General features: G+C 61.7%; 20 protein-coding genes and 1 pseudogene. 11 read left to right on the top strand and 10 right to left on the bottom strand.

All coding sequences use genetic code 11. The features are described from left to right. Window positions 1-70: 70 nt before the first annotated feature. A complete protein-coding gene (locus NKJ26_RS01035) occupies window positions 71-508 on the bottom strand; it encodes a pseudoazurin (RefSeq protein ID WP_352693047.1) in 438 nt (145 codons plus the stop codon). A gap of 329 nt (window positions 509-837) precedes the next feature. Between NKJ26_RS01035 and NKJ26_RS01030 the strand changes: the two genes are divergently transcribed. Beyond that, window positions 838-1,536, top strand: coding sequence for a CBS domain-containing protein (locus NKJ26_RS01030; protein ID WP_352693045.1), 699 nt, complete (start codon window positions 838-840; stop codon window positions 1,534-1,536). Window positions 1,537-1,772: 236 nt separating this feature from the next. Here the strand turns inward: NKJ26_RS01030 and NKJ26_RS01025 are convergent, their stop codons facing one another. After that, entirely contained in the window at window positions 1,773-2,042 is a 270-nt protein-coding gene (locus NKJ26_RS01025; protein ID WP_352693043.1) for a DUF6455 family protein, read from the bottom strand. Between the two features lie 243 nt (window positions 2,043-2,285). Next, window positions 2,286-3,089, bottom strand: a complete 804-nt coding sequence (locus NKJ26_RS01020) for a putative universal stress family protein (RefSeq protein ID WP_352693041.1) — start codon at window positions 3,087-3,089, stop codon at window positions 2,286-2,288. A 181-nt stretch (window positions 3,090-3,270) separates the two neighbouring features. Between NKJ26_RS01020 and NKJ26_RS01015 the strand changes: the two genes are divergently transcribed. Together NKJ26_RS01015 and fixJ are read left to right on the top strand one after the other, a co-directional pair. Then, window positions 3,271-4,827 (top strand): PAS domain S-box protein, encoded by a 1,557-nt coding sequence (locus tag NKJ26_RS01015; protein ID WP_352693039.1) that lies wholly within the window; start codon window positions 3,271-3,273, stop codon window positions 4,825-4,827. After that, window positions 4,814-5,428, top strand: a complete 615-nt coding sequence (gene fixJ / locus NKJ26_RS01010) for a response regulator FixJ (RefSeq protein ID WP_352693037.1) — start codon at window positions 4,814-4,816, stop codon at window positions 5,426-5,428. Before NKJ26_RS01015 ends, fixJ begins: the two co-directional genes overlap by 14 nt. On the opposite strand, the gene NKJ26_RS01005 is transcribed toward fixJ, so the two are convergent. Next, on the bottom strand, window positions 5,425-5,649 hold the full coding sequence (locus NKJ26_RS01005; RefSeq protein ID WP_352693035.1) for a hypothetical protein: 225 nt from the start codon (window positions 5,647-5,649) through the stop codon (window positions 5,425-5,427). The genes fixJ and NKJ26_RS01005 overlap by 4 nt on opposite strands. Window positions 5,650-5,840: 191 nt before the next feature. Between NKJ26_RS01005 and NKJ26_RS01000 the strand changes: the two genes are divergently transcribed. The 5 genes and pseudogenes from NKJ26_RS01000 to NKJ26_RS00980 all read left to right on the top strand — a co-directional run bounded on the left by NKJ26_RS01000 (window position 5,841) and on the right by NKJ26_RS00980 (window position 9,142). Continuing rightward, complete coding sequence (locus tag NKJ26_RS01000; protein WP_352693033.1) at window positions 5,841-6,083, top strand: biotin/lipoyl attachment domain-containing protein; 243 nt, start codon at window positions 5,841-5,843, stop codon at window positions 6,081-6,083. Between the two features lie 89 nt (window positions 6,084-6,172). Beyond that, complete coding sequence (gene hemA, locus NKJ26_RS00995) at window positions 6,173-7,450, top strand: 5-aminolevulinate synthase (protein WP_352693031.1); 1,278 nt, start codon at window positions 6,173-6,175, stop codon at window positions 7,448-7,450. Window positions 7,451-7,536: 86 nt separating this feature from the next. Next, a pseudogene (locus NKJ26_RS00990) lies at window positions 7,537-7,748 on the top strand (pyridoxamine 5'-phosphate oxidase family protein); the annotation flags it as partial. Window positions 7,749-7,892: 144 nt separating this feature from the next. Continuing rightward, window positions 7,893-8,540, top strand: coding sequence for a helix-turn-helix domain-containing protein (locus NKJ26_RS00985; protein WP_352693029.1), 648 nt, complete (start codon window positions 7,893-7,895; stop codon window positions 8,538-8,540). Between the two features lie 242 nt (window positions 8,541-8,782). Beyond that, window positions 8,783-9,142 carry a YybH family protein gene (locus NKJ26_RS00980; RefSeq protein WP_352693027.1) on the top strand — a complete coding sequence of 120 codons (360 nt, stop codon included), beginning with the start codon at window positions 8,783-8,785 and terminating at the stop codon, window positions 9,140-9,142. Between the two features lie 104 nt (window positions 9,143-9,246). On the opposite strand, the gene NKJ26_RS00975 is transcribed toward NKJ26_RS00980, so the two are convergent. Beyond that, window positions 9,247-9,549 carry a DUF982 domain-containing protein gene (locus NKJ26_RS00975; protein WP_352693025.1) on the bottom strand — a complete coding sequence of 101 codons (303 nt, stop codon included), beginning with the start codon at window positions 9,547-9,549 and terminating at the stop codon, window positions 9,247-9,249. Window positions 9,550-9,842: 293 nt separating this feature from the next. Here NKJ26_RS00975 and NKJ26_RS00970 point away from each other — a divergent pair, with 293 nt between their 5' ends. Beyond that, window positions 9,843-11,300, top strand: a complete 1,458-nt coding sequence (locus NKJ26_RS00970; protein WP_352693024.1) for an NCS1 family nucleobase:cation symporter-1 — start codon at window positions 9,843-9,845, stop codon at window positions 11,298-11,300. Window positions 11,301-11,339: 39 nt separating this feature from the next. Here the strand turns inward: NKJ26_RS00970 and NKJ26_RS00965 are convergent, their stop codons facing one another. From NKJ26_RS00965 to tpiA, 5 genes are all read right to left on the bottom strand, one after another. After that, on the bottom strand, window positions 11,340-11,873 hold the full coding sequence (locus tag NKJ26_RS00965) for a DUF1697 domain-containing protein (protein ID WP_352693022.1): 534 nt from the start codon (window positions 11,871-11,873) through the stop codon (window positions 11,340-11,342). A gap of 25 nt (window positions 11,874-11,898) precedes the next feature. After that, window positions 11,899-13,536 carry a CTP synthase gene (gene pyrG / locus NKJ26_RS00960; protein WP_352693021.1) on the bottom strand — a complete coding sequence of 546 codons (1,638 nt, stop codon included), beginning with the start codon at window positions 13,534-13,536 and terminating at the stop codon, window positions 11,899-11,901. Window positions 13,537-13,673: 137 nt separating this feature from the next. Next, entirely contained in the window at window positions 13,674-14,792 is a 1,119-nt protein-coding gene (locus NKJ26_RS00955) for a L,D-transpeptidase family protein (protein ID WP_352693020.1), read from the bottom strand. Window positions 14,793-15,191: 399 nt separating this feature from the next. Continuing rightward, a complete protein-coding gene (gene secG / locus NKJ26_RS00950) occupies window positions 15,192-15,656 on the bottom strand; it encodes a preprotein translocase subunit SecG (RefSeq protein WP_352693019.1) in 465 nt (154 codons plus the stop codon). A gap of 171 nt (window positions 15,657-15,827) precedes the next feature. Further along, window positions 15,828-16,595: a triose-phosphate isomerase gene (gene tpiA / locus NKJ26_RS00945; RefSeq protein ID WP_352606332.1), complete on the bottom strand. Its 768-nt coding sequence runs from the start codon at window positions 16,593-16,595 to the stop codon at window positions 15,828-15,830. 143 nt (window positions 16,596-16,738) lie between these two features. Here tpiA and NKJ26_RS00940 point away from each other — a divergent pair, with 143 nt between their 5' ends. Together NKJ26_RS00940 and trpD are read left to right on the top strand one after the other, a co-directional pair. Further along, window positions 16,739-18,631: a SurA N-terminal domain-containing protein gene (locus tag NKJ26_RS00940; protein WP_352606334.1), complete on the top strand. Its 1,893-nt coding sequence runs from the start codon at window positions 16,739-16,741 to the stop codon at window positions 18,629-18,631. Beyond that, entirely contained in the window at window positions 18,628-19,638 is a 1,011-nt protein-coding gene (gene trpD / locus NKJ26_RS00935; protein ID WP_352693017.1) for an anthranilate phosphoribosyltransferase, read from the top strand. The genes NKJ26_RS00940 and trpD overlap by 4 nt, the downstream gene beginning before the upstream one ends. The last annotated feature ends 4 nt before the right edge of the window (window positions 19,639-19,642 follow it).

Below are 19,642 nucleotides of genomic sequence, written 5' to 3'. Positions count from 1 at the left end.
GATGAACCGCCGCCTCGGTCCGTCCGGCCCGCGCCCACCGTATGCGGCAGGCATGGCTGTATCGATTGGGTCAGTTGGCCGGAACCTGGGTGAACAGGTCGGCGAACACCGTTTTTGCCTTCCCAGGATGCTTGACCGCCTTGGCGGTATCGAGATTGACCGGCTTGCCGACAACGATCAGTGCGACCATCCCCATGCCGTAGTGGGGTGCGCATTTGACGCCGTAGACGCCCTCCTTTGTCAGCGTGACGGTAATTTCCTCGCTGGGCTTTCCCTTGAAAGGCTCAACGCCATCCGGAACCATACCCTTGATCGACTCGGCGTCATGTGTCTTGTCGGTCGGCACGAACTTGACGGTGTCGCCAGGTGCTGCCTGGACGAAGGCCGGCTGGAAAACCATTGCGCCTTTTTCGCCCTTGTTGAGCATTTGCACCACGTGCTCTTCAGCGCTTGCGCCGCTTGCGAGCGCGAGGAGAGAGATTGCGGCGGCGAGGATGGAGAGTTTCATCGAATTGTCCTTTGTTTCGAGGTCGCGGCGTCCGCCGTTCGAAGCCACTTAGCCCGAGTGCCCGGGGAAGAATTTGCGCTGGCGCAAACTGGGGATAAGAAAGGAGCTCCCGCACCGCTGATGCGGAATATCTGGTCGTGGAGAAATCCGCTTGGCCACGCTGGACTGATCGCTGATGTCGCAGTTGCCCCTCTTCTAGGGTTTGCTGCCCGACGAGCAGAACGAGATACTCCCAGCGTTGACATTGTCGGCTCTGAAAATGATTCAGATCAACGCGCGGCTCGAGCGACCTCGATAAGCAAAAAGGGAAACTATCCGAGGAGGCAGCGATGCAGGCCGCAGCGATAATGACCACGCCGGTCATCGCAATAGACCCGTCCGCATCGATCGCCGAGGCGGCAGCGCTGATGCTGTCCAACAAGATCAGCGGTCTTCCCGTCATTCGCAACGACGGTGCGCTGGTGGGTATTGTCAGCGAAGGCGATTTCCTTCGCCGCCGGGAACTGGGCACGCAACGCAAGCGCCCACGCTGGCTGGAGTTTCTTGTCGGCCCTGGAAGCCTGGCTCAGGAATATGTCCTCGCGAATGGACGGCTGGTCGAAGAGGTGATGACCGACAGCGTCATCACGGCGTCTCCAAACACAACGCTCGAGCAGGTCGTCGAACTGATGACCCAGCACGGCGTCAAACGCATCCCGGTCGTCGACCATGAAAAAGTCGTTGGCATGATTGCCCGCTCTGATCTCCTTCGTGCCCTGCTGCGCATTTCCTCAAACTCGGCGTCGAACACCGTCAGCGACGACCAGATCCGGCAGCAAATCATCGCGGAGCTCTCGACACAGAAATGGGCAAACGCCGAATTGATTAAGGTTGCCGTGGAAAATGGCGTTGTGGAATTGAGCGGCGCCATATTCGACGAACGTCAGCGCCAGGCAACCATTGTCGCCGCGGAAAACGTTCCAGGCGTCAAGGTCGTGGCGGATAATCTTTTCTGCGCCGGACCGATGTCCGTGCTTCTTGTTTCCTGAGCCTTTGACCGGAGCGTCCAGGACGCACCGCGCTACAGGTGCAAACCGCGTCCGCCCCCCGTCCCGCTGATCGCAATCGACTGGTGGAGCCCTACTCGATCGCAGCACGGGCGCACTCTGGCGCTCAACCGGCTGATAGGTCACCCTTGATCGATAAGGTGAGCAACGCCAAACTTGCGGTCAGGGCGCCGACAGAATGCCTGAACTTGACCCGGTGCGTTGCGGTGTTGGAGCCGTTACCCTTCGCCAGATACGTGTAGCAATCGTGCAATCAGGTCGCGGTTGCGGCAATAGTCCGGAGGCTCCTTGGCATCTTCGTCTTGATCGAGCCAGGTCATGCATTCGCCCTGATGGCCGCAGGCGCGGCAGCGATTCACCGCTCGATCGATCACGGCTCCATGATCCGCCACGACTTTCAATCGTCTGTCGACGCCTAGCCTTTGCATCATGCGACCCATCAAGGCCGTCCTGGCGTCGACCGAAATCAGGTAGTCGAGAAAACTCATGGCACCCACTCCTGGCTTGGCGATCATTGCGCGGCCAGCAGCCCACGACATTGATCTCGATCAACCGGCGCGTTTCAGAGGCTGTCTTCGAGGATCGGTTCGACTTGGACTGTGTCTTCGCCCCTGTTGAATGCGACAGCAAGCCGGAAGCTGTGAGCGATGCGCAACGACCGTGCGATGAAAATTGCTGCAGATGCGGGCGGACAAACGCGCATGGGCTGGTCAGAATGGCGCACCAGACCGTCAATTCGACATGAAGCGATTGACTCCGCTCGCTTCGATCAGCGTGCGCGTGACGCCTCCGAACGCCCATTCCCGCAATCGGCTGTGGCCATAGGCGCCAGACACGATCAGGTCTGCACCGGCAGAGCGTGCGAATGACAGCAAATTGTCGCCGTCAGCCTCGCCGGCGATCAGTTCGGTTCGCGGCATAATACCGTGATGTTCAAGAAATACGGCAACGTCAGCGAGACTGTTACGAACGTCACGATCAGTATCGATCGTGGCGACGATGACCTCATTGGCCTTGGCCAAGAGAGGCAATGCATCGGTCAGCGCTCGCCGAGCCTCCCGGGTGTCTTTCCACGCGACCAAGACTGTTTTTGCAAGGTCGTGGTCGACGTTGTTCGTAACGACAAGGACCGGTCGCCCCGCTCCGAGCACCAAACTGCCTATATCCACCGCGCGAAACACATTGTCTCCTGCCTCGCTGGTAACGATGAGGTCGGCTGCTCTGGCGGAAACACCGAGGAAGCGAGTCGGGCTGCAGACCGCCTGTCCCCATTCGCTTGTAATCGAGGTCGGAACCAATCTCTCGAATTCGGCTCGCAATACTGCCAACCGTTTTTCAATCTCCGTGCGCTGGATCTGCATGATCTCGCCTTCGTAGACCATGCCATCGCCTGTCGCGACCAGTGGCGGAACATCGGCTGCCGCCAGGCCGACAAGATGGGCTCCAAACCGTTCTGCAAGCTCGGCTGCCAGCTTCACTATGGGCGCAGGGGATGCATCAACGGTCAGGTTCACGATAATTGACTTGTACGACATCAGAGGCGCCTTTCGCTGAAGCGATGGAATGAGCGATCAATCTCATTCGCGAGCGTCCGATGCCTTGATGCGCATCAAAGGGATCTGCGCTCGAAAAACTTTGGCCTCGCTCCGTTTTGCGTGCGCAGCGAGAAGTGATAGTTAGCCTTCCTCACAGGCAGGTCGAACCCAGGGATTTCAGGTGAGCCAAGACGAAGCGCCTATTTTGTTGGCCGGCGGAACGGCGCTGCAGTCCGTATTGTCGGAAATGTTCGAACAGGCCCCGGGCTTCATGGCCATCATGCGTGAGCCGGATCATGTCTTTGAACTGACGAATACCGCCTACCAACGGCTCATCGGCGACAGGCAAGTGATTGGGAAATCGCTGCGCGAAGCCCTTCCCGAACTCGAAGGCCAAGAGTTCTTGGAACAGCTGGACCATGTCTACAGGACTGGCGAGCCATACAGGGGCCAAGGCATGAAGGTCGGTCTTCGCAACAAGGACGACCAGCCGCTTGAAGAGCGTATCCTCGATTTCGTCTATCAGCCGATCAGCGCCGACGATGGCCGCATCACGGCCATCTTTGTCCAAGGCACTGACGTCAGCGAGTTGTCCTTCGCAAACACAGCCCTTCTTTTGCGCGAGGATCATTTGCGTTCGATCCTGGCAACGGTGCCCGATGCCATGGTTGTCATTGACGAACGAGGCAGCATTCAATCGTTCAGCACAGCTGCCGAAGCGCTGTTCGGTTATCAGGCCAGCGAAGTCATCGGGGGAAACGTCAATATGCTGATGCCGTCGCCCTACCGCGACGAGCATGACGCCTATCTGCTTCGCTACCTGACGACCGGTGAGCGCCGGATCATCGGGCTCGGCCGCACGGTCACTGGAATGCGAAAGGACGGTTCGACCTTTCCGATGGAGCTTTCCGTTGGCGAGATGCATGCCGGAACCGGGCGTTTCTTTACCGGCTTTTGCCGCGACCTGACCGAGCGCCACCGGGCGCAAGCACGAATACAGGAACAGCAACTGGAGCTGCTCCACATGGCCCGGTTTACCGCGCTCGGCGAAATGGCTTCGACGCTTGCCCATGAGATAAACCAGCCGCTCACGGCGATCACAAACTACCTCAAAGGCAGCCGCCGGCTTCTTGAGAAGAGTACGGAAGAGAACGCACCGATGCTGAGGGAGGCTGTCGAGAAAGCCGCTGAGCAAGCTTTGCGAGCCGGAGAGGTCATTCGTCATCTTCGCGACTTCGTCGCCAGGGGCGAGAGCGAGCGTCAGGTCGAACGCTTGCCGGTGCTGATCGAGGAAGCCTCTTCTCTGGCTTTGGTCGGCGCACGGGAAATAGACGTGCGTGTCAGCTACAAGCTTGATCCGGCAGCCGAACTGGTTTTGACCGATCGCATCCAGATTCAGCAGGTTCTGCTCAACTTGATGCGCAACGCGGTTGAAGCCATGCAAGGCGCGCCACGCCGTGAATTGCAGGTCACAACTATAGCCCGGGATGGTGGAATGGCCGAGGTGAGCGTGATCGATACCGGCCCCGGCCTTGCGCCGGAGGTCTCGGCACAACTTTTCCAGCCATTTGTCACCACCAAGAAGCAGGGCATGGGTGTCGGCCTCTCGATTTGCCGTACTATCGTCGAATCGCACGGTGGTCACATCTGGACCGAGCCAATGCCGGCCGGAGGAACTGCTTTCCGGTTCACATTGCGCATTGTGGAAAAGGAAGAGGTCACAAATGGCCGGCAGTGATCTGGTGCACGTGGTCGATGACGATGTGGACGTGCGAAAATCGCTCGGTTTCCTTCTGGCAACAGCCGACTTTGCGGTGCGGTTGCATGAATCGGCGACGGCTTTTCTAGCTACCGCGACGGGTAATCTTGACGGTTGCATCGTGACCGATGTGCGCATGCCCGGCATTGACGGCATTGAGTTCCTGCGCCAGCTCAGAACCCGCGGACACACACTTCCGGTGATTGTCATGACGGGCCATGCCGACGTGGCGCTAGCCGTTCAAGCGATGAAGGAAGGGGCTGCAGATTTCATCGAGAAGCCTTTCGACGACGATATCCTGATAAGTGCAATCCGCTCCGCTTTGGATAATCGCAATCAGGCGAATGCAGCGCACCCACAATCCGCGGAAATCAACGGCCGTCTGTCGACGCTATCGGAGCGAGAGCGACAGGTGCTGGATGGGCTTGTTTCAGGTCTGCCAAACAAGACGATCGCCTATGACCTCGGGATCAGCCCGCGCACTGTCGAGATCCATCGCGCCAATGTCATGAGCAAGATGAGCGCGAGCAGCCTGTCGCACCTCGTTCGCATGGCATTGATCGTTGAATCCAAGCCTTAGGGACGGTCGCCAAAGGGATTGTCGTCGCGAGCCGGCACCCTGTCAGACTCCCAGTCGCGCCAGTGTGTCGGGCGGATGTCGACCCGCACGCCCGTGGCGGCGTTCCTCCAGCCTTCCCGCTCCTTCATGCAGGGAAACACGAGCGCATGCTCGCCATCCTCGTCAAGAACGGCCAGTTCGAGACTGCGGCCAAACGGAGCGCTTAGGATTGGCTTCCACATCCCCTCATGATCCGCGGAAGCGCCGGATCGCGCCTTGATTTGAATCATTTTCGAAATGCCAATGCGACATCGACCTCACTTGCACGCGGATCTGGTTCGCTTTGGTCACTCATCAATGTGACCAGCTCTTTGATTCTGATCAATGACCGCCTTGGCGAGCGGAATATGATCCGGCACGAAGGAGAGTCGTGATGCTGGACATCAAGGTCGACGAGGAACTATGGGCGTCCAGCATGCTGCCTGAGGGCATTGTAGAACGCTGGTTCATTGGCAGCGGCACGGCGATCAAGGCTGGTGAGAGAATAGCGGAAGTTCGAATTGAAGGCGCATTGCACGAGATCATCGCACCGCTGAACGGGCGCGCGACCATCGTAGCGACAGCAAATACCATCATCGAACCTGGTTCGGTTCTGGCCACTTTGGAGGTGTCATGACGTCGCATGCGGCATTTTGGGATCAAGGGCTGAAGAGTGGAGGCGGCGAGGATACCGCAGAGGAAAGAATTGCGACTGGAAATTCCGACATGAACTACCAGCGGTTCTTCGAAGAAGCGATCGACCAGCTCCATGCGGAGCGTCGCTACCGCATCTTCGCCGACCTCGAGCGCATCGCGGGCAAGTTTCCGCGCGCCATCTGGCGTGCCAATGGCCGCGCCGAGGAAATCACCGTCTGGTGCTCCAACGACTATCTCGGCATGGGCCAGCATCCCGACGTCATCGCCGCGTTCCAGAATGCGGCCGGCAAGATGGGTTCGGGCGCCGGCGGCACCCGCAACATTTCGGGCACCTCGAACCCGCTGGTCGAACTCGAAGTCGAGCTTGCCGACCTGCACGACAAGGAAGCGGCACTCGTCTTCACCTCCGGCTTCGTCTCCAACGAAGCCTCGATCTCGACCATTGCCCGGCTTCTGCCCAACTGCCTGATCATCTCGGACGAGTTGAACCACGCCTCGATGATCGAGGGCGTGCGGCGCTCGGGCGCCGAGAAGAAGATCTTCCGCCACAACGACGTCGCGCATCTGGAAAGCCTTTTGCAGGCGGCCGGGCGCGAACGCGCCAAGCTGGTCGTCTTTGAAAGCGTCTATTCGATGGACGGCGACATCGCGCCGATCAGAGAGATCGTCGATCTCGCCGAGCGCTACAACGCCATGACCTATATAGACGAGGTCCATGCCGTCGGCATGTACGGACCGCGCGGCGGCGGCATCACCGAGCGCGAGGGCCTGGCCGACCGCATCGACATCATCGAAGGCACGCTCGCCAAGGCATTCGGCACGCTGGGCGGCTATATCACCGGCACCAGCGCTGTCATCGACGCGGTGCGTTCCTATGCGCCGGGGTTCATCTTCACCACGGCGCTGCCGCCGGCGATCGCCGCGGCTGCGACCACCTCGATCCGCCATCTCAAGCGCTCGCAGGCCGAGCGCGACGCGCAGCAGCGGCAGGCCGCCACGACCAAGCAGGTCCTCTTGGCCGCCGGTCTGCCGGTGATGGAATCGCCGACCCATATCGTGCCAGTGCTGGTCGGCGACCCCGAACTCTGCAAGATGGCCAGCGACCGCCTGCTCGGCGTGCACGGGCTCTACATCCAGCCGATCAACTATCCGACCGTGCCGCGCGGCACCGAACGGCTGCGCATCACGCCGACGCCGTTCCATTCCGACGCGCTGATCGCCGAGTTGCAGGACGCGCTGGTCGAGACCTGGGATGCGCTCGGCATTCCCTACGGTTCGGCCGGCCGGCCCTCCGTGGCCAAGAGCGACCGCGTCATTCCGCTGCTGGTGCCCAAGTCGGGGGGCTGAAAGCCCGGCGGCGGAAACCTCGCCGGCTTAAGTTTGCCAGCCGGTGCGCCGCTTCCTCGATCTGGTCGAGGCGGGGGCCGGACCTGAGCGTTGTTGTCGATGGCCGCCATGAGGAACTGCCTAACCGGGTTGGCCACAAGCTCGAGCGCGACCAGGCATGGTCAGTGCTGAGCAGGCACGCCGACTGATGGGAGCCCGGCGCGCTCAAGCCGGTTTTGCCCCCTGTGTCTGACAGCACGCCGCATGTTTTCTTTCGCATCCTCATTGAGTAGGTGTCGGCCGCGAGGCAAGTGAATAGCTGAACGATCGCCTCGACCGCCGAAAGCGACGGCTGGACTGCAGCGAAGGGTGATTCTAGGTACTTTCCCTAGGGACATAACCGAATTTCGCGACACAAGGATTCGCGCGATTGCTGTGACACGGATCAACCGGGAAAACAGCCATGCACGCCTACACGACCCCCCAACTCGCAGCGCAGTCGCGGTCGTCCCAGCCGAATCCTCGGGAGGCATTCCAACCCGCGCTGCTGCAGCCGCTCAGCTTCTTTCCCGCCGGTGCGGAAATCTATGCCCAGGGCGAAAAGGCCGGGGCCTTCTACCAGGTCGAGTTTGGCGCCGTGCGCATCTACCGCCTGCTTGCTGACGGGCGCCGGCAGATAAGCGCCTTTCACCTGGCTGGAGAGACATTCGGCTTCGAAGGCGGCACGACGCATCATTTCTTCGCCGAAGCGATCAATGCCGCCGGCATCCGCGTCTTCCGCATCGCTGCCAGTGCTGACATGTCGCATCAGTTGCTGCCGCTAGCGCTCAAGGGCCTGACAAGGGCGCAGGAACACCTTCTGGTCCTGGGTCGCCAGAACGCCATCGAACGCGTCGCAGCATTCCTGGTCGACATAGCGGAGCGCCAAGGCGGTCTACGCCAGGTCGAGTTACCGATGTCGCGCATGGATATCGGCGACTATCTCGGCCTTACCATCGAGACCGTGTCGCGGGTCTTCACCAAGCTGAAGGAAAAAGGCGTCATTCGCCTACTCAATCTGCGCTGTGTCGAAGTCGTCAAGCACGACGCGCTTCAGAATATGAGCGAGTGAATGGCAACACGCCCCGGGGCCAAGCGGAATGCAGCCCCCCTCAGCCCCAGTGGTAGCCGGCCAAGGCCGATTACTGACCAGACGGAACCGTCGAATTCGCTGAAGCCGCAACCATGACTTCGTGAGCCTCACGTGTCGGTCCAGTAACTGCCTGACCGCCTTGGCGGCGAGCGTGGTTGAATGCCGACATCTCAGTGTCGGTTGCGATAGACTGCGCCGCGAAAACGGAGCTGAGCGCCATTATGAACGACCCAACCAAAGGAAAGCCTGTCTACGATCCGCAGCAACTGGAGCCGCTGCTGATCTCCCGGCAGCATGCCGGCGACATCGAGGGCATGACCGCCCTGTTCGAATCCGATGCGGTGATCGATTGTGGTGGCGGCCGTTTTGTGCGCGGCCGCGATGCTATCCGCCGCTACTATGCCGAGATCGTCGCGTCTGGACGAAAGTTTGCGACCGGAGAACAGCGCCCGGCGCTCGTTTGCGGCGATCTCGCGCTCACGTCGACCCGCCTTCCGGATGGCGACGTGACCAGCGAGGTCGCCCGGCGGCAAGACGACGGGTCCTGGCTTTGGGTGATCGACCGCTATTGCGTCACCTGAAGACGGAACCCCAACCCGCGAACCCACGTCGCCGGTGGCGCATGAAGCACTGTCGAGCCGCCGCCGCGGCGCGACATTCTTGCAAGGCAGGAAGGATGCAGCGCCTACCGCCGCGGTGCGTGCGCACTCGCCATGGTTTCGCTGGCCGCCGGCAACGTCATGTCATCGTCGAGAAGCCGCGTGATCCGGGCAAAGCCGGTGAACGCTTTCCTAGCTTCCTCGGCCGACATCTGGCCCGCCAAGGCAGCCGAGCAGCAATTCAGCGCGCATTGGTAGACGGGGCCGCGCCGACCTGTTGGCCATTTCCGCAAGAACACCATGGCCTCGGCAACACTATCGATTTCTTCAACAGGATGGCCCTGCCCGCGCGAAATACGCACGGGCGCAAAGAAATGCAGGTAGTCCATCGTTTCCTCCCGGTCGATCGTTATTCGCTCGATCTAACCCAATGAAACGCGCTGGCTGCTGGGTGGTTCCGGGAAAAAAGAAGCCCGTAAGAAAAATCTGCTGCCGAATTCGAATCACCCACCCCGCGAACCCAAACCGGCCCACCGTCGCGGCCTGTCGATAATCGCGGTTCTCATTGAATATCTTTAAGGCCAAAGCCCGCAAATGGATTGCTTGTCCATTCCCCCGCGTCAGGCTTACCCTGCGCGCGGCCACCGCGTGAGGGCGCGTGCTGCAAAAGGGGAACATTGCAATGACAATACAGGGTGCTTCACCTGACCTCTACAACGAGGATCTGGCTCCAGCCAAGGTTCGAAACTGGGGACCGTTCTCGATCTTCAACGTCTGGACATCGGACGTTCATAGCCTCTGGGGCTATTACCTCGCCGCCAGCCTGTTTCTGTTCTGTGGCGGCTTCGTCAACTTCATCATCGCTATCGGTATCGGTTCGCTGATCATCTACGCGCTGATGAACATGGTCGGCTATGCCGGTGTGAAGACCGGCGTGCCTTATCCCGTGCTTGCCCGCGCCTCATTCGGCATCTGGGGCGCCAACATACCGGCGCTGGTGCGGGCCATCGTCGCCTGCTTCTGGTATGGCGCGCAAACGGCGGCCGCCTCCGGCGCCATCGTCGCGCTGCTGATCCGCTCGCAATGGTTCGCCGATTTCAACACCAACACCCATTTCCTCGGCCACTCCGGCCTGGAAGTGATCTGCTTCGTGGTCATCTGGGCGCTGCAGCTGCTGATTATCCAGAAAGGCATGGAGACGGTGCGCCGCTTCCAGGACTGGGCGGGGCCGGCCGTCTGGGTGGTGATGCTGATCCTGGCCATCTATCTCTGCGTCAAATCCGGAACCTTCGCCTTCACCAGCGATATCCCGATGGACGTGCTCCTGGAGAAGACCAAGGATGCCGGCGTGCCGGGCGAACCAGGCTCGTGGACCTCGCTGTTCGCGGTGGCCGCGATCTGGGTGACCTATTTCTCGGCGCTCTATCTCAACTTCTGCGATTTCGCCCGTTATGCGCCGGACAAGGCGTCGCTGCGCAAGGGCAACATCTGGGGGTTGCCGGTCAACCTCATCCTGTTCTCGCTGGTCGCAGGCGTCACCACCATTGCCGCCTATGACGTCTACCACGAGGTGCTGCTGCACCCCGATCAGATCTCGGCGAAATTCGACAGCTGGTTCCTGGCTGCCCTTGCGGCCCTGACCTTCGCCGTCGCGACCCTTGGTATCAACGTCGTCGCCAACTTCGTGTCACCGGCCTTCGACTTCTCCAATGTCTTTCCCCGGCAGATCGACTTCAAGAAGGGCGGCTATATAGCGGCGCTGATCGCGCTCGTGCTCTATCCCTTCGCGCCGTGGGAAGGCAGTGCGGCCTCCTTCGTCAACGTCATCGGTGCGACGATGGGACCGATCTTCGGCGTGATGATGGTCGACTACTACCTGATCCGGAAGGGCGAGGTGGACGTCGAGGCGCTTTACCGCGAGGATGGCGAGTTCCGCTTCCAGGGCGGCTGGCATGTCAATGCCTTCATCGCCGCCGGCATCGGCGCCATCTTCTCCTCGATCCTGCCGAACTTCACCAACTGGCTGCCGTCCTGGTGGGGCGTCTACGGCTGGTTCTTCGGCGTGGCGATCGCCGGCATCATCTATTACGTGCTGCGCACCGCGGCCGTGGGTGCTGGCGCCAAGACAGCGAAAGCCTGACGCGAATTAATCTGGGGCGGTGCAAGGCCGCCCCGGATCTCATGCGCAAACTATCTCGGTCAGTTTGCGCACCGTGTTCCAGTTGCGCGACGTGCCGATGCCCAGCCGCTTGTGGCCCGTTGCCGCCAGAAGCCGCGAACTGGCACGCGAGAAGACAATCCAGATGTCGCCGCCGACGGCCTGCATCTTTTCATCCTTGCCGACATAGGAGCCGAGTGCCGTGACGGCCTCGTCCGGCACCGGCCGCCGCATCACCCGCACCGCCACCTGATCCGCCGCGGCAATCGATTCGGCCGGGAACGGATTGCCGGCCGCGAGCCTCAGCCAGTCGGTCGCGCCGCGCACGATGATGTCGACATGGCGGCCGAAGGTCTTTTCAAAAGCCGCTTCCAGACGCTGCTCGAGATCGGCGACTTCCGTCGCCGGCGCTTCGAAGACGAGATTGCCGGTCGCCACCAGCGTGCGGACGTTCCGCAGGCCGAGGCCTCCCGCCATCGCCTTGAGATCGGACATGATCACCCGGCGCCCTTCGCCGAGGACGATGCTATAGAGAAGCGCGACATAGGTCTGCATGTGGCACGACCTCGCTTGGCGGTGCCTACACCAGGCGCGACTGCTCCACCGCCGCCTCGATAAAGCTGGCGAACAGCGGATGCGGGTCGAGCGGCCGGCTCTTCAGTTCCGGGTGATACTGCACGCCGATGAACCAGGGATGGTCGGGGTATTCGACCGTTTCAGGCAGCACGCCGTCGGGCGACATGCCGGCGAACACCAGCCCGCAATCCTCAAGCCGCTCCTTGTAGTCGACATTGACCTCGTAGCGGTGGCGATGACGCTCGGAAATTTGCGTGTCGCCATAAATTTCGGCGATCTTGGAGCCCTTGGCGAGATCGGCCTGGTAGGCGCCGAGCCGCATCGTGCCGCCGAGATCGCCGGTCTCACGACGCTTCTCCAGCATGTTGCCCTTCAGCCATTCGGTCATCAGGCCGACGACCGGCTCCTCGGTCGGTCCGAACTCGGTCGAGGACGCGTGCTCGACGCCGGCTAGCGAACGCGCAGCCTCGATGCAGGCCATCTGCATGCCGAAGCAGATGCCGAAATACGGCACCTTGCGCTCGCGCGCGAATTTCGCCGCCAGGATCTTGCCTTCCGAGCCGCGCTCGCCAAAGCCGCCGGGAACCAGGATGCCATGCACTTTTTCCAGCCAGGGCGTCGGATCTTCCTTTTCGAAGATCTCCGATTCGATCCAGTCGAGCTTCACCTTGACGTGGTTGGCCAGGCCGCCATGCGAGAGCGCCTCGATCAGCGATTTATAGGCATCCTTGAGGCCGGTATATTTGCCGACGACGGCGATGGTCACCTCGCCTTCCGGATTGTGGGTGCGGCTCGACACCGCCTGCCAGGGCTCCATGCGCGGCTTCGGCGCCGGATCGATGCCGAAGGCGGCGAGCACCTCCGAATCGAGCCCCTCCTTGTGATAGGCCATCGGCACGTCATAGATATGCGGCACGTCGAGTGCCTGGATCACGGCACTCTCCCGAACGTTGCAGAACAGCGACAGCTTTCTGCGCTCTTCCTTGGGAATGGCGCGGTCGGCGCGGACCAGCAGGATGTCGGGCGCGATACCGATGCCGCGCAATTCCTTGACCGAATGCTGCGTTGGCTTGGTCTTCAGCTCACCCGCCGTGGGTATGTAAGGCATCAAAGTCAGGTGAACGTAGACGGCATTGTTGCGCGGCAGGTCGTTACCGAGTTGGCGGATTGCCTCGAGGAACGGCATCGCCTCGATATCGCCGACCGTGCCGCCGATCTCGCACAGTACGAAATCATAGTCGTCATTGCCGTTGAGGACGAAATTCTTGATCTCGTCGGTGACGTGCGGGATGACCTGCACTGTCGCGCCGAGGTAGTCGCCGCGCCGCTCGCGTTCGATGATGTTCTTGTAGATGCGGCCGGTGGTGATGTTGTCCTGCTGGTTGGCCGAGCGGCCGGTGAAGCGCTCGTAATGGCCAAGATCGAGATCGGTCTCGGCGCCGTCATCGGTGACGAACACCTCGCCGTGCTGGTACGGCGACATCGTGCCGGGATCGACATTGAGATAGGGGTCGAGCTTTTTGATGCGTGCGCGATAGCCTCGCGCCTGCAGGAGAGCCCCAAGGGCCGCTGCGGCTATGCCTTTTCCAAGTGAGGAAACCACGCCGCCTGTGATGAATACATATCGCGCCATGGGAGTCATCGCTTAACGCGGCCTGATTGATTCCGCCAGAGAAAAAACCGCCGCGAAGGCTTTTTCCCAAGAAGGCGCCGAAGTGATGGACAAGGCAAAACAAAAGGGCCGGCTGAGCCGGCCCTTTCGGCAGGATGATCGAAACGTCAGATGATGACGACTTTGGTGCCTACCCTTACGCGGCTGTAGAGGTCCATGACGTGCTCGTTGATCATGCGGAAGCAGCCGTTCGAGGCGCTGGTTCCGATCGACTGCGGCGCGATGGTGCCGTGGATGCGCAGATGCGTGTCCTTCTTGCCGTCATAGAGGTAGATGGCGCGCGCGCCGAGCGGGTTCTGACCGCCCCCCGGCATCCCGTCCTTGTACTGGCCGTAATGCTTGGGCTCGCGCTTCTGCATGTCGAGCGTGGGGATCCAGCGCGGCCATTCCTGCTTGTCGCCAACCGCGACCGTGCCCTTGAACTGGAGACCATCCCGGCCGACAGCGATGGCATAGCGGCGGGCGGTGGACGAGCTTTCGACCAGGTAAAGCCGCCGGGCATTGGTGTCGATGACGATGGTGCCCGCGTCGTAGCCGGTGAATTCCACGTCCTGCGGGACGAATTCCGGCTTCACTTTGAACTGCTTCTTGGCTTCTTTCTTGGCAAGCGCTGCGTCGAGCGCGCGCGTCTCGGGCAGATAGCTTACCGACGACCCGGACGAAGTGCCGCCGAACAGGCCGGCGAACAAGCCGCCACTCGGCTGCTTCTGGCCGATAACCTCGCTGCGCAGCTCGCCATTGTTGCCGTTCAGAGCGACGTTCGTCGCCTCGGCCGGGATCGGCTCGGCCGACAGGATCGGCGCCAGCGGCGTCAGCGGTTCGATGATATTGGTGGTCTTCTTTGCCGGCTTGGCCTCGGCCACTTCGGTTGCAGGAGCGCTCTTGCCCTTCTTGGCCAGGAAGGCCTGCCGTTCGGCATCGGCCCTGGCTTTCGCCGCCTCGCGCATCGCCAGCTTCCTGGCTTCGAGCGCCTTGGTCTTGGCCGCTTCCTTGTCCGCAATGATCTTGGCCTCGATCTTCTTGATCTGGGAGAGATCGTCCGGCGTCGGGTTTTTCTTCTTCTTGAGAAGCTTCAACTGCGCCGCATCGCTCTTGGCTGCGACGTTGATGGCGTCGGTCTTCTCGACCGACTGATTGGCCATATTGGCCGGCACGCCGGCGAAAGCCGGGGAACTCAGGCCCAATGCGGCGCAAAGTCCCAGGAAAATGAAGCTGCGAAGCTGCATGGCGAAGATCCGATCGTTCTATGCTTGTTGCCCACGGCGTCGCCCGGCGTCCCCCAAGGACACCGGAAATGCCGCGCGCAATCTATAGTCGAATAAGCCCGGACGCCTCAAGCGCGAGACCGTGCCGCCACCCGTCGAATCTTCGTGATAGCGCAGCATTTGCCGCGACTGTGATCAAACGACAACAGATCGCGTTAAGGTGCGTTAATATTCCAGCCAGGCGAGCCGGAACAGAGACGGCGTGAAGCGACCAAACCGGAGTATTTGCAGCCAAGCGGTTCCGCTTGGCGCTCTGGATGGCGGATTCGAGAACCGGTGCGGAGCGCAGTTAAGTCCGCTTAGCGCCGGTATCAGCGGTTTGCAGGCCGCAACACCGACACGCCTCTGGACAACGTGGGACTACTGGTTCGGAACCTGCGGTGCCGCTGGCGCGGTGTTGGTCGTGCCGTTGGTTGCCGGCGGCGTCGAGCCCGCGGGCGCGGTGGACGGAGCAGTCGCAGGCGGCGTTCCAGCAGCGCCGTTGCCGGATGGCGCCGCGTTACCCGCGGGTGCCGGGGTCGTTGTGCCGGGCAATTGGTTGAGCACGCCCTTGCCGGCATTATCCGACGTCGTGGGAACGCGGTCGAGAATATCGATCGGCTTCTCGCCGTAGCGGGCGATGATCGACAGCGTCAGCGACGTCGCGAAGAACGCGGCCGCCAGGATCGCTGTCGCCCGGGTCAACGCGTTGGCGGCACCACGCGCCGTCATGAAGCCAGATCCGCCACCAATACCAAGGCCGCCGCCTTCGGAGCGTTGCAGCAGCACCACGCCGACAAGGGCGAGCACGACCATGAGATGGATGACGATCAGTACGGTTTGCATTGTTTATCCTGGCAAGGCCCTGCCCGGCCGCGGACACGACCGGTGAATTGGAGGCGGCTCAATACAATGCTTTCGCGGCATTTCCAAGCCCGTGGCCGGAATATGGGAAGCAACGCGTTCTTTGCAACAATTTCCGGCGTGCGGAGACCGGTCGGTCGCCGCACAAACTCATCAGGAAATATTGCGGTAGGCCTCTGCGATGCCGAGGAAGTCAGCTGCTTTCAGGCTGGCGCCGCCGACCAGCGCGCCGTCGACATTGCGCACACCAAGCAACTCGACCGCATTGGACGGCTTGACCGAGCCGCCATAGAGAATGCGGATCCTTGCGGCGACGGCGCCGAGTTTCTCCGACAGCTTTTCACGTATATGCGCGTGTGCTTCCGCCACGTCGGCGGCGGTTGGCGTCAGACCGGTCCCGATCGCCCACACCGGCTCATAGGCAATAATGGTGTTCGACGGCGTGGCGCTTGCCGGCACCGACCCGGCGACCTGGCGCGACAACACGTCGAGCGTTGCACCCGCCTCACGCTGTTGCTGCGTCTCGCCGACGCAAATGATGGCCACGAGACCGGCGCGCCAGGCGGCGGACGCCTTGGCCTGGACCGTCGCATCGTCCTCGCCGCGCTGTTCGCGGCACTCGGAATGGCCGACGATGACATGGCTCGCGCCGGCATCCCTGAGCATTTCCGCCGAGATGCAGCCGGTGTAGGCGCCGCTTTCCTTGGCATGGCAATCCTCGCCACCGGCATGGACCGGCGTGCGCGACAGAATCTCCGCGGCATGGGAAAGCAGCGTGGCCGGAACGCAGACCAACGCCTCGGTCTCGGCGTCGAGCCCGCTCATGAAGCCGTTGCCGATCATCCTGAGTTCATTGAGCGAGGCGCTGGTGCCGTTCATTTTCCAGTTGCCTGCGACGAGCGGGCGAATTCCTGGCGTCATGGGTTTGCTTCTCCGGGCTATATTCGGCTCAAGCCTCACTACCAAAATCAGGCGACAAAGCAATCGACAGTGGGCCGGAAGGGCGCTATTGCGCTTGTTTCAGACTCGGCGCATCCGCAAATGCGCATAAATCGGAAGTAACGATGCTTGGTATGTTGAGAAGCGCGGCGGGCACCTGGGTCGCGAAGGGTCTATTGGTGCTGCTGGTGCTCAGCTTCCTGGTGTGGGGCGTCTCCGGGCGCCTGATGGGCGGTCTTGCCGGCCATGATTCGGTAATAATAGCGGGCGGCACCAAGGTTTCGATCAAGGAATATCGCCTCGCCTATGATCGCCAGCTCGCCGTCATGTCGCAGCAGTTCGGGCAACGCTTGACCCATGAACAGGCGAAGTCGCTCGGTATCGACAGCCAGGTGCTGGCGCAGCTCGTTTCCGGTGCGGTCCTCGACGAGCAAGCGCGCAAGCTGGGTCTTGGCCTGTCCAAGGACCGGCTGGCGGAGCTGACACGCGAAGACCCGGCTTTCAAAGGCCCGGGCGGCCAGTTCGACAGGCGAACTTTCGATTATATGCTGCAGCAGGCCGGCATGCGGCCTGAGGATTATCTGAGGAATCGTGCCCAGGTGGCGGTGCGCCAGCAGATCGTCGAGGCGGTCTCGGACGGCCTCAAGGCGCCGGACACTTTCTTCAAGGCAGTCGCGCTCTATCGCGGCGAAGATCGCACCGTCGACTATCTGACATTGCCGAAGACGCTGGTCGAGCCGATCGAGGCGCCGAGCGACAGCGTGCTGTCTGCCTATTTCGAGGCCAACAAGAAAACCTACGCCGCGCCCGAATACCGCAAATTCTCCTATGTCCGTCTCGAACCGGTGGACATCATGGATACGACCGCGGTCACCGACAGCCAAGTCAGCGATGACTACAACAAGAACAAGGCGCGCTACACCACGCCCGAGATGCGCACCATCGAGCAGCTCGTATTCAAGACGCCGGATGCCGCCAAGGCCGCGTTCGATTCACTCAAGGCCGGTGCGACTTTCGACAAGCTCGTCGCGGCCGAAGGCAAGACGCCGGCCGATACGCTGCTCGGCACGCTCGCCAAGGACAAGATCGCCGACAAAGCCGTGGCCGACGCGGCCTTCAAACTCAATGTCAATGAAGTCAGCCCAGTCGTCCAGGGCGCCTTTGGCCCGGTGCTCCTTCGTGTCACAGAGATCAAGCCCGAGGTGGTGAAGCCGCTGGCCGAAGTCTCCGACCAGATCCGCAAGGATTTGGCGCTGGGTGAGGCGAGCCGCATTCTTCTGGACGTGCATGACAATTATGAGGACACCCGCGCCTCCGGCAGTTCGCTGGCCGACGCGGCTGCCAAGCTGAAGTTGAAGGACGTCACGGTCGACGCTATCGATCGCAGCGGCCTCAGGCCCGATGGCTCGATCGTCAAGGACCTGCCGGAATCGCCGGAGCTGATCAAGGCCGTCTTCGAGGCAGAGCCGAACACCGAGAACGACGCTTTGACCACGGCGGACAATGGCTTCGTTTTCTACGAAGTGGCTTCGGTCACGCCAGCCCGCGACCGCACGCTGGACGAGGTTCGTCAGAAAGTCGTCGCCGACTGGACGGCGGCGGAGACGACCAAGCGTCTGCAAGCCAAGGCGAGCGAACTCGAAAAGCGGCTCAAGGCCGGCGCCACGCTCGATGTTATCGCGGGTGAGCTCAAGCTGGAAAAGCAGACCAAGCGCGGCCTGAAGCGCGAAGCCGACGACGCCGATTTCGGCAAGGAGGGCGCCGCGGTGATGTTCGGTGTCGGCGAAGGCGGCACAGGTTTGATCCCCTCGCCTACCGGCGATGGACAGATCCTGTTCAAGGTCGCCGAAGTGTTCGAGCCCGCAGGCGCCGACGCCAGCTCGGTTCCGGAAGACGCGCAGAAATCGTTCACCTCCGGCATGTCGGACGACTTGCTCGACCAGTTGGTGGCGCAGCTGCAGACGCAGTATGACGTCCGCGTCGACCAGGCCGCCGTCGCCCAAGCCTCGACAAGATGAGCGCCCTGAAAGCCCATATCGCCAAGGTCGCGACGGGCACCGCCCTTTCCTTCGAGGAAGCGCGCGAGGCCTTCGACATCATCATGTCGGGCGACGCGACCCCCGGGCAGATCGGCGGCTTCCTGATGGCACTGCGCGTGCGTGGCGAGACCGTTAGCGAGATTTCGGGCGCCGTCGCCACCATGCGCGCCAAGATGCTGCGTGTCGACGCGCCCACCGGCGCCATCGATATCGTCGGCACGGGCGGCGACAATTCCCACAGTGTCAACATTTCGACGGCGTCGGCGTTCGTCATCGCCGCCAGCGGCGTTCCGGTCGCCAAGCACGGCAATCGCGGCCTGTCCTCGCTGACCGGTGCCGCCGATGTCCTTACCGCGCTCGGGGTCAAGATCGACCTGGCGCCGGAGTTCATTAGCCGGTGTATCCACGAGGCGGGCGTCGGCTTCATGTTCGCGCCCGCGCATCATCCGGCGATGAAACATGTCGGCCCGACCCGCGTCGAGCTCGGCACCCGCACCATCTTCAATCTGCTTGGCCCCCTTTCCAATCCGGCTGGTGTGCGGCGGCAGATGGTCGGCGTGTTCCTGCCCGAATGGGTCCTGCCGGTGGCAGAGACGCTGAAGGCGCTCGGCACCGAGCACGCCTGGGTTGCCCATGGCGACGGCTATGACGAGATTACAACCACCGGCGAGACGCATGTCGCCGAACTGATCGGTGGCGAAATCCGCAGCTTCACGCTGACGCCTGAAGCGGTCGGGCTTGCACGGCACACCAAGGATGAGCTGCGCGGCGGCGACGCCGCCTATAACGCCAAGGCATTGCGCGATATGCTGGGCGGTGCCGCCGGCGCCTATCGCGACACCGTCCTGATGAATGCGGGCGCCGGACTGGTCGTGGCTGGCAAGGTGACGACGCTTGGCGACGGGATCGCGGTCGCCAGGCAAGCCATCGACAGCGGCCGGGCGCTGCAAGTGCTCGACAGGCTGATCGAGATTTCGAACGGATAGAACC

The organism is Mesorhizobium sp. M0152, from assembly GCF_040322415.1.
GTDB lineage: Bacteria > Pseudomonadota > Alphaproteobacteria > Rhizobiales > Rhizobiaceae > Mesorhizobium.
Note: the sequence above shows the minus strand (reverse complement) of the source record. Positions and strands in the feature narration are given on the sequence as shown.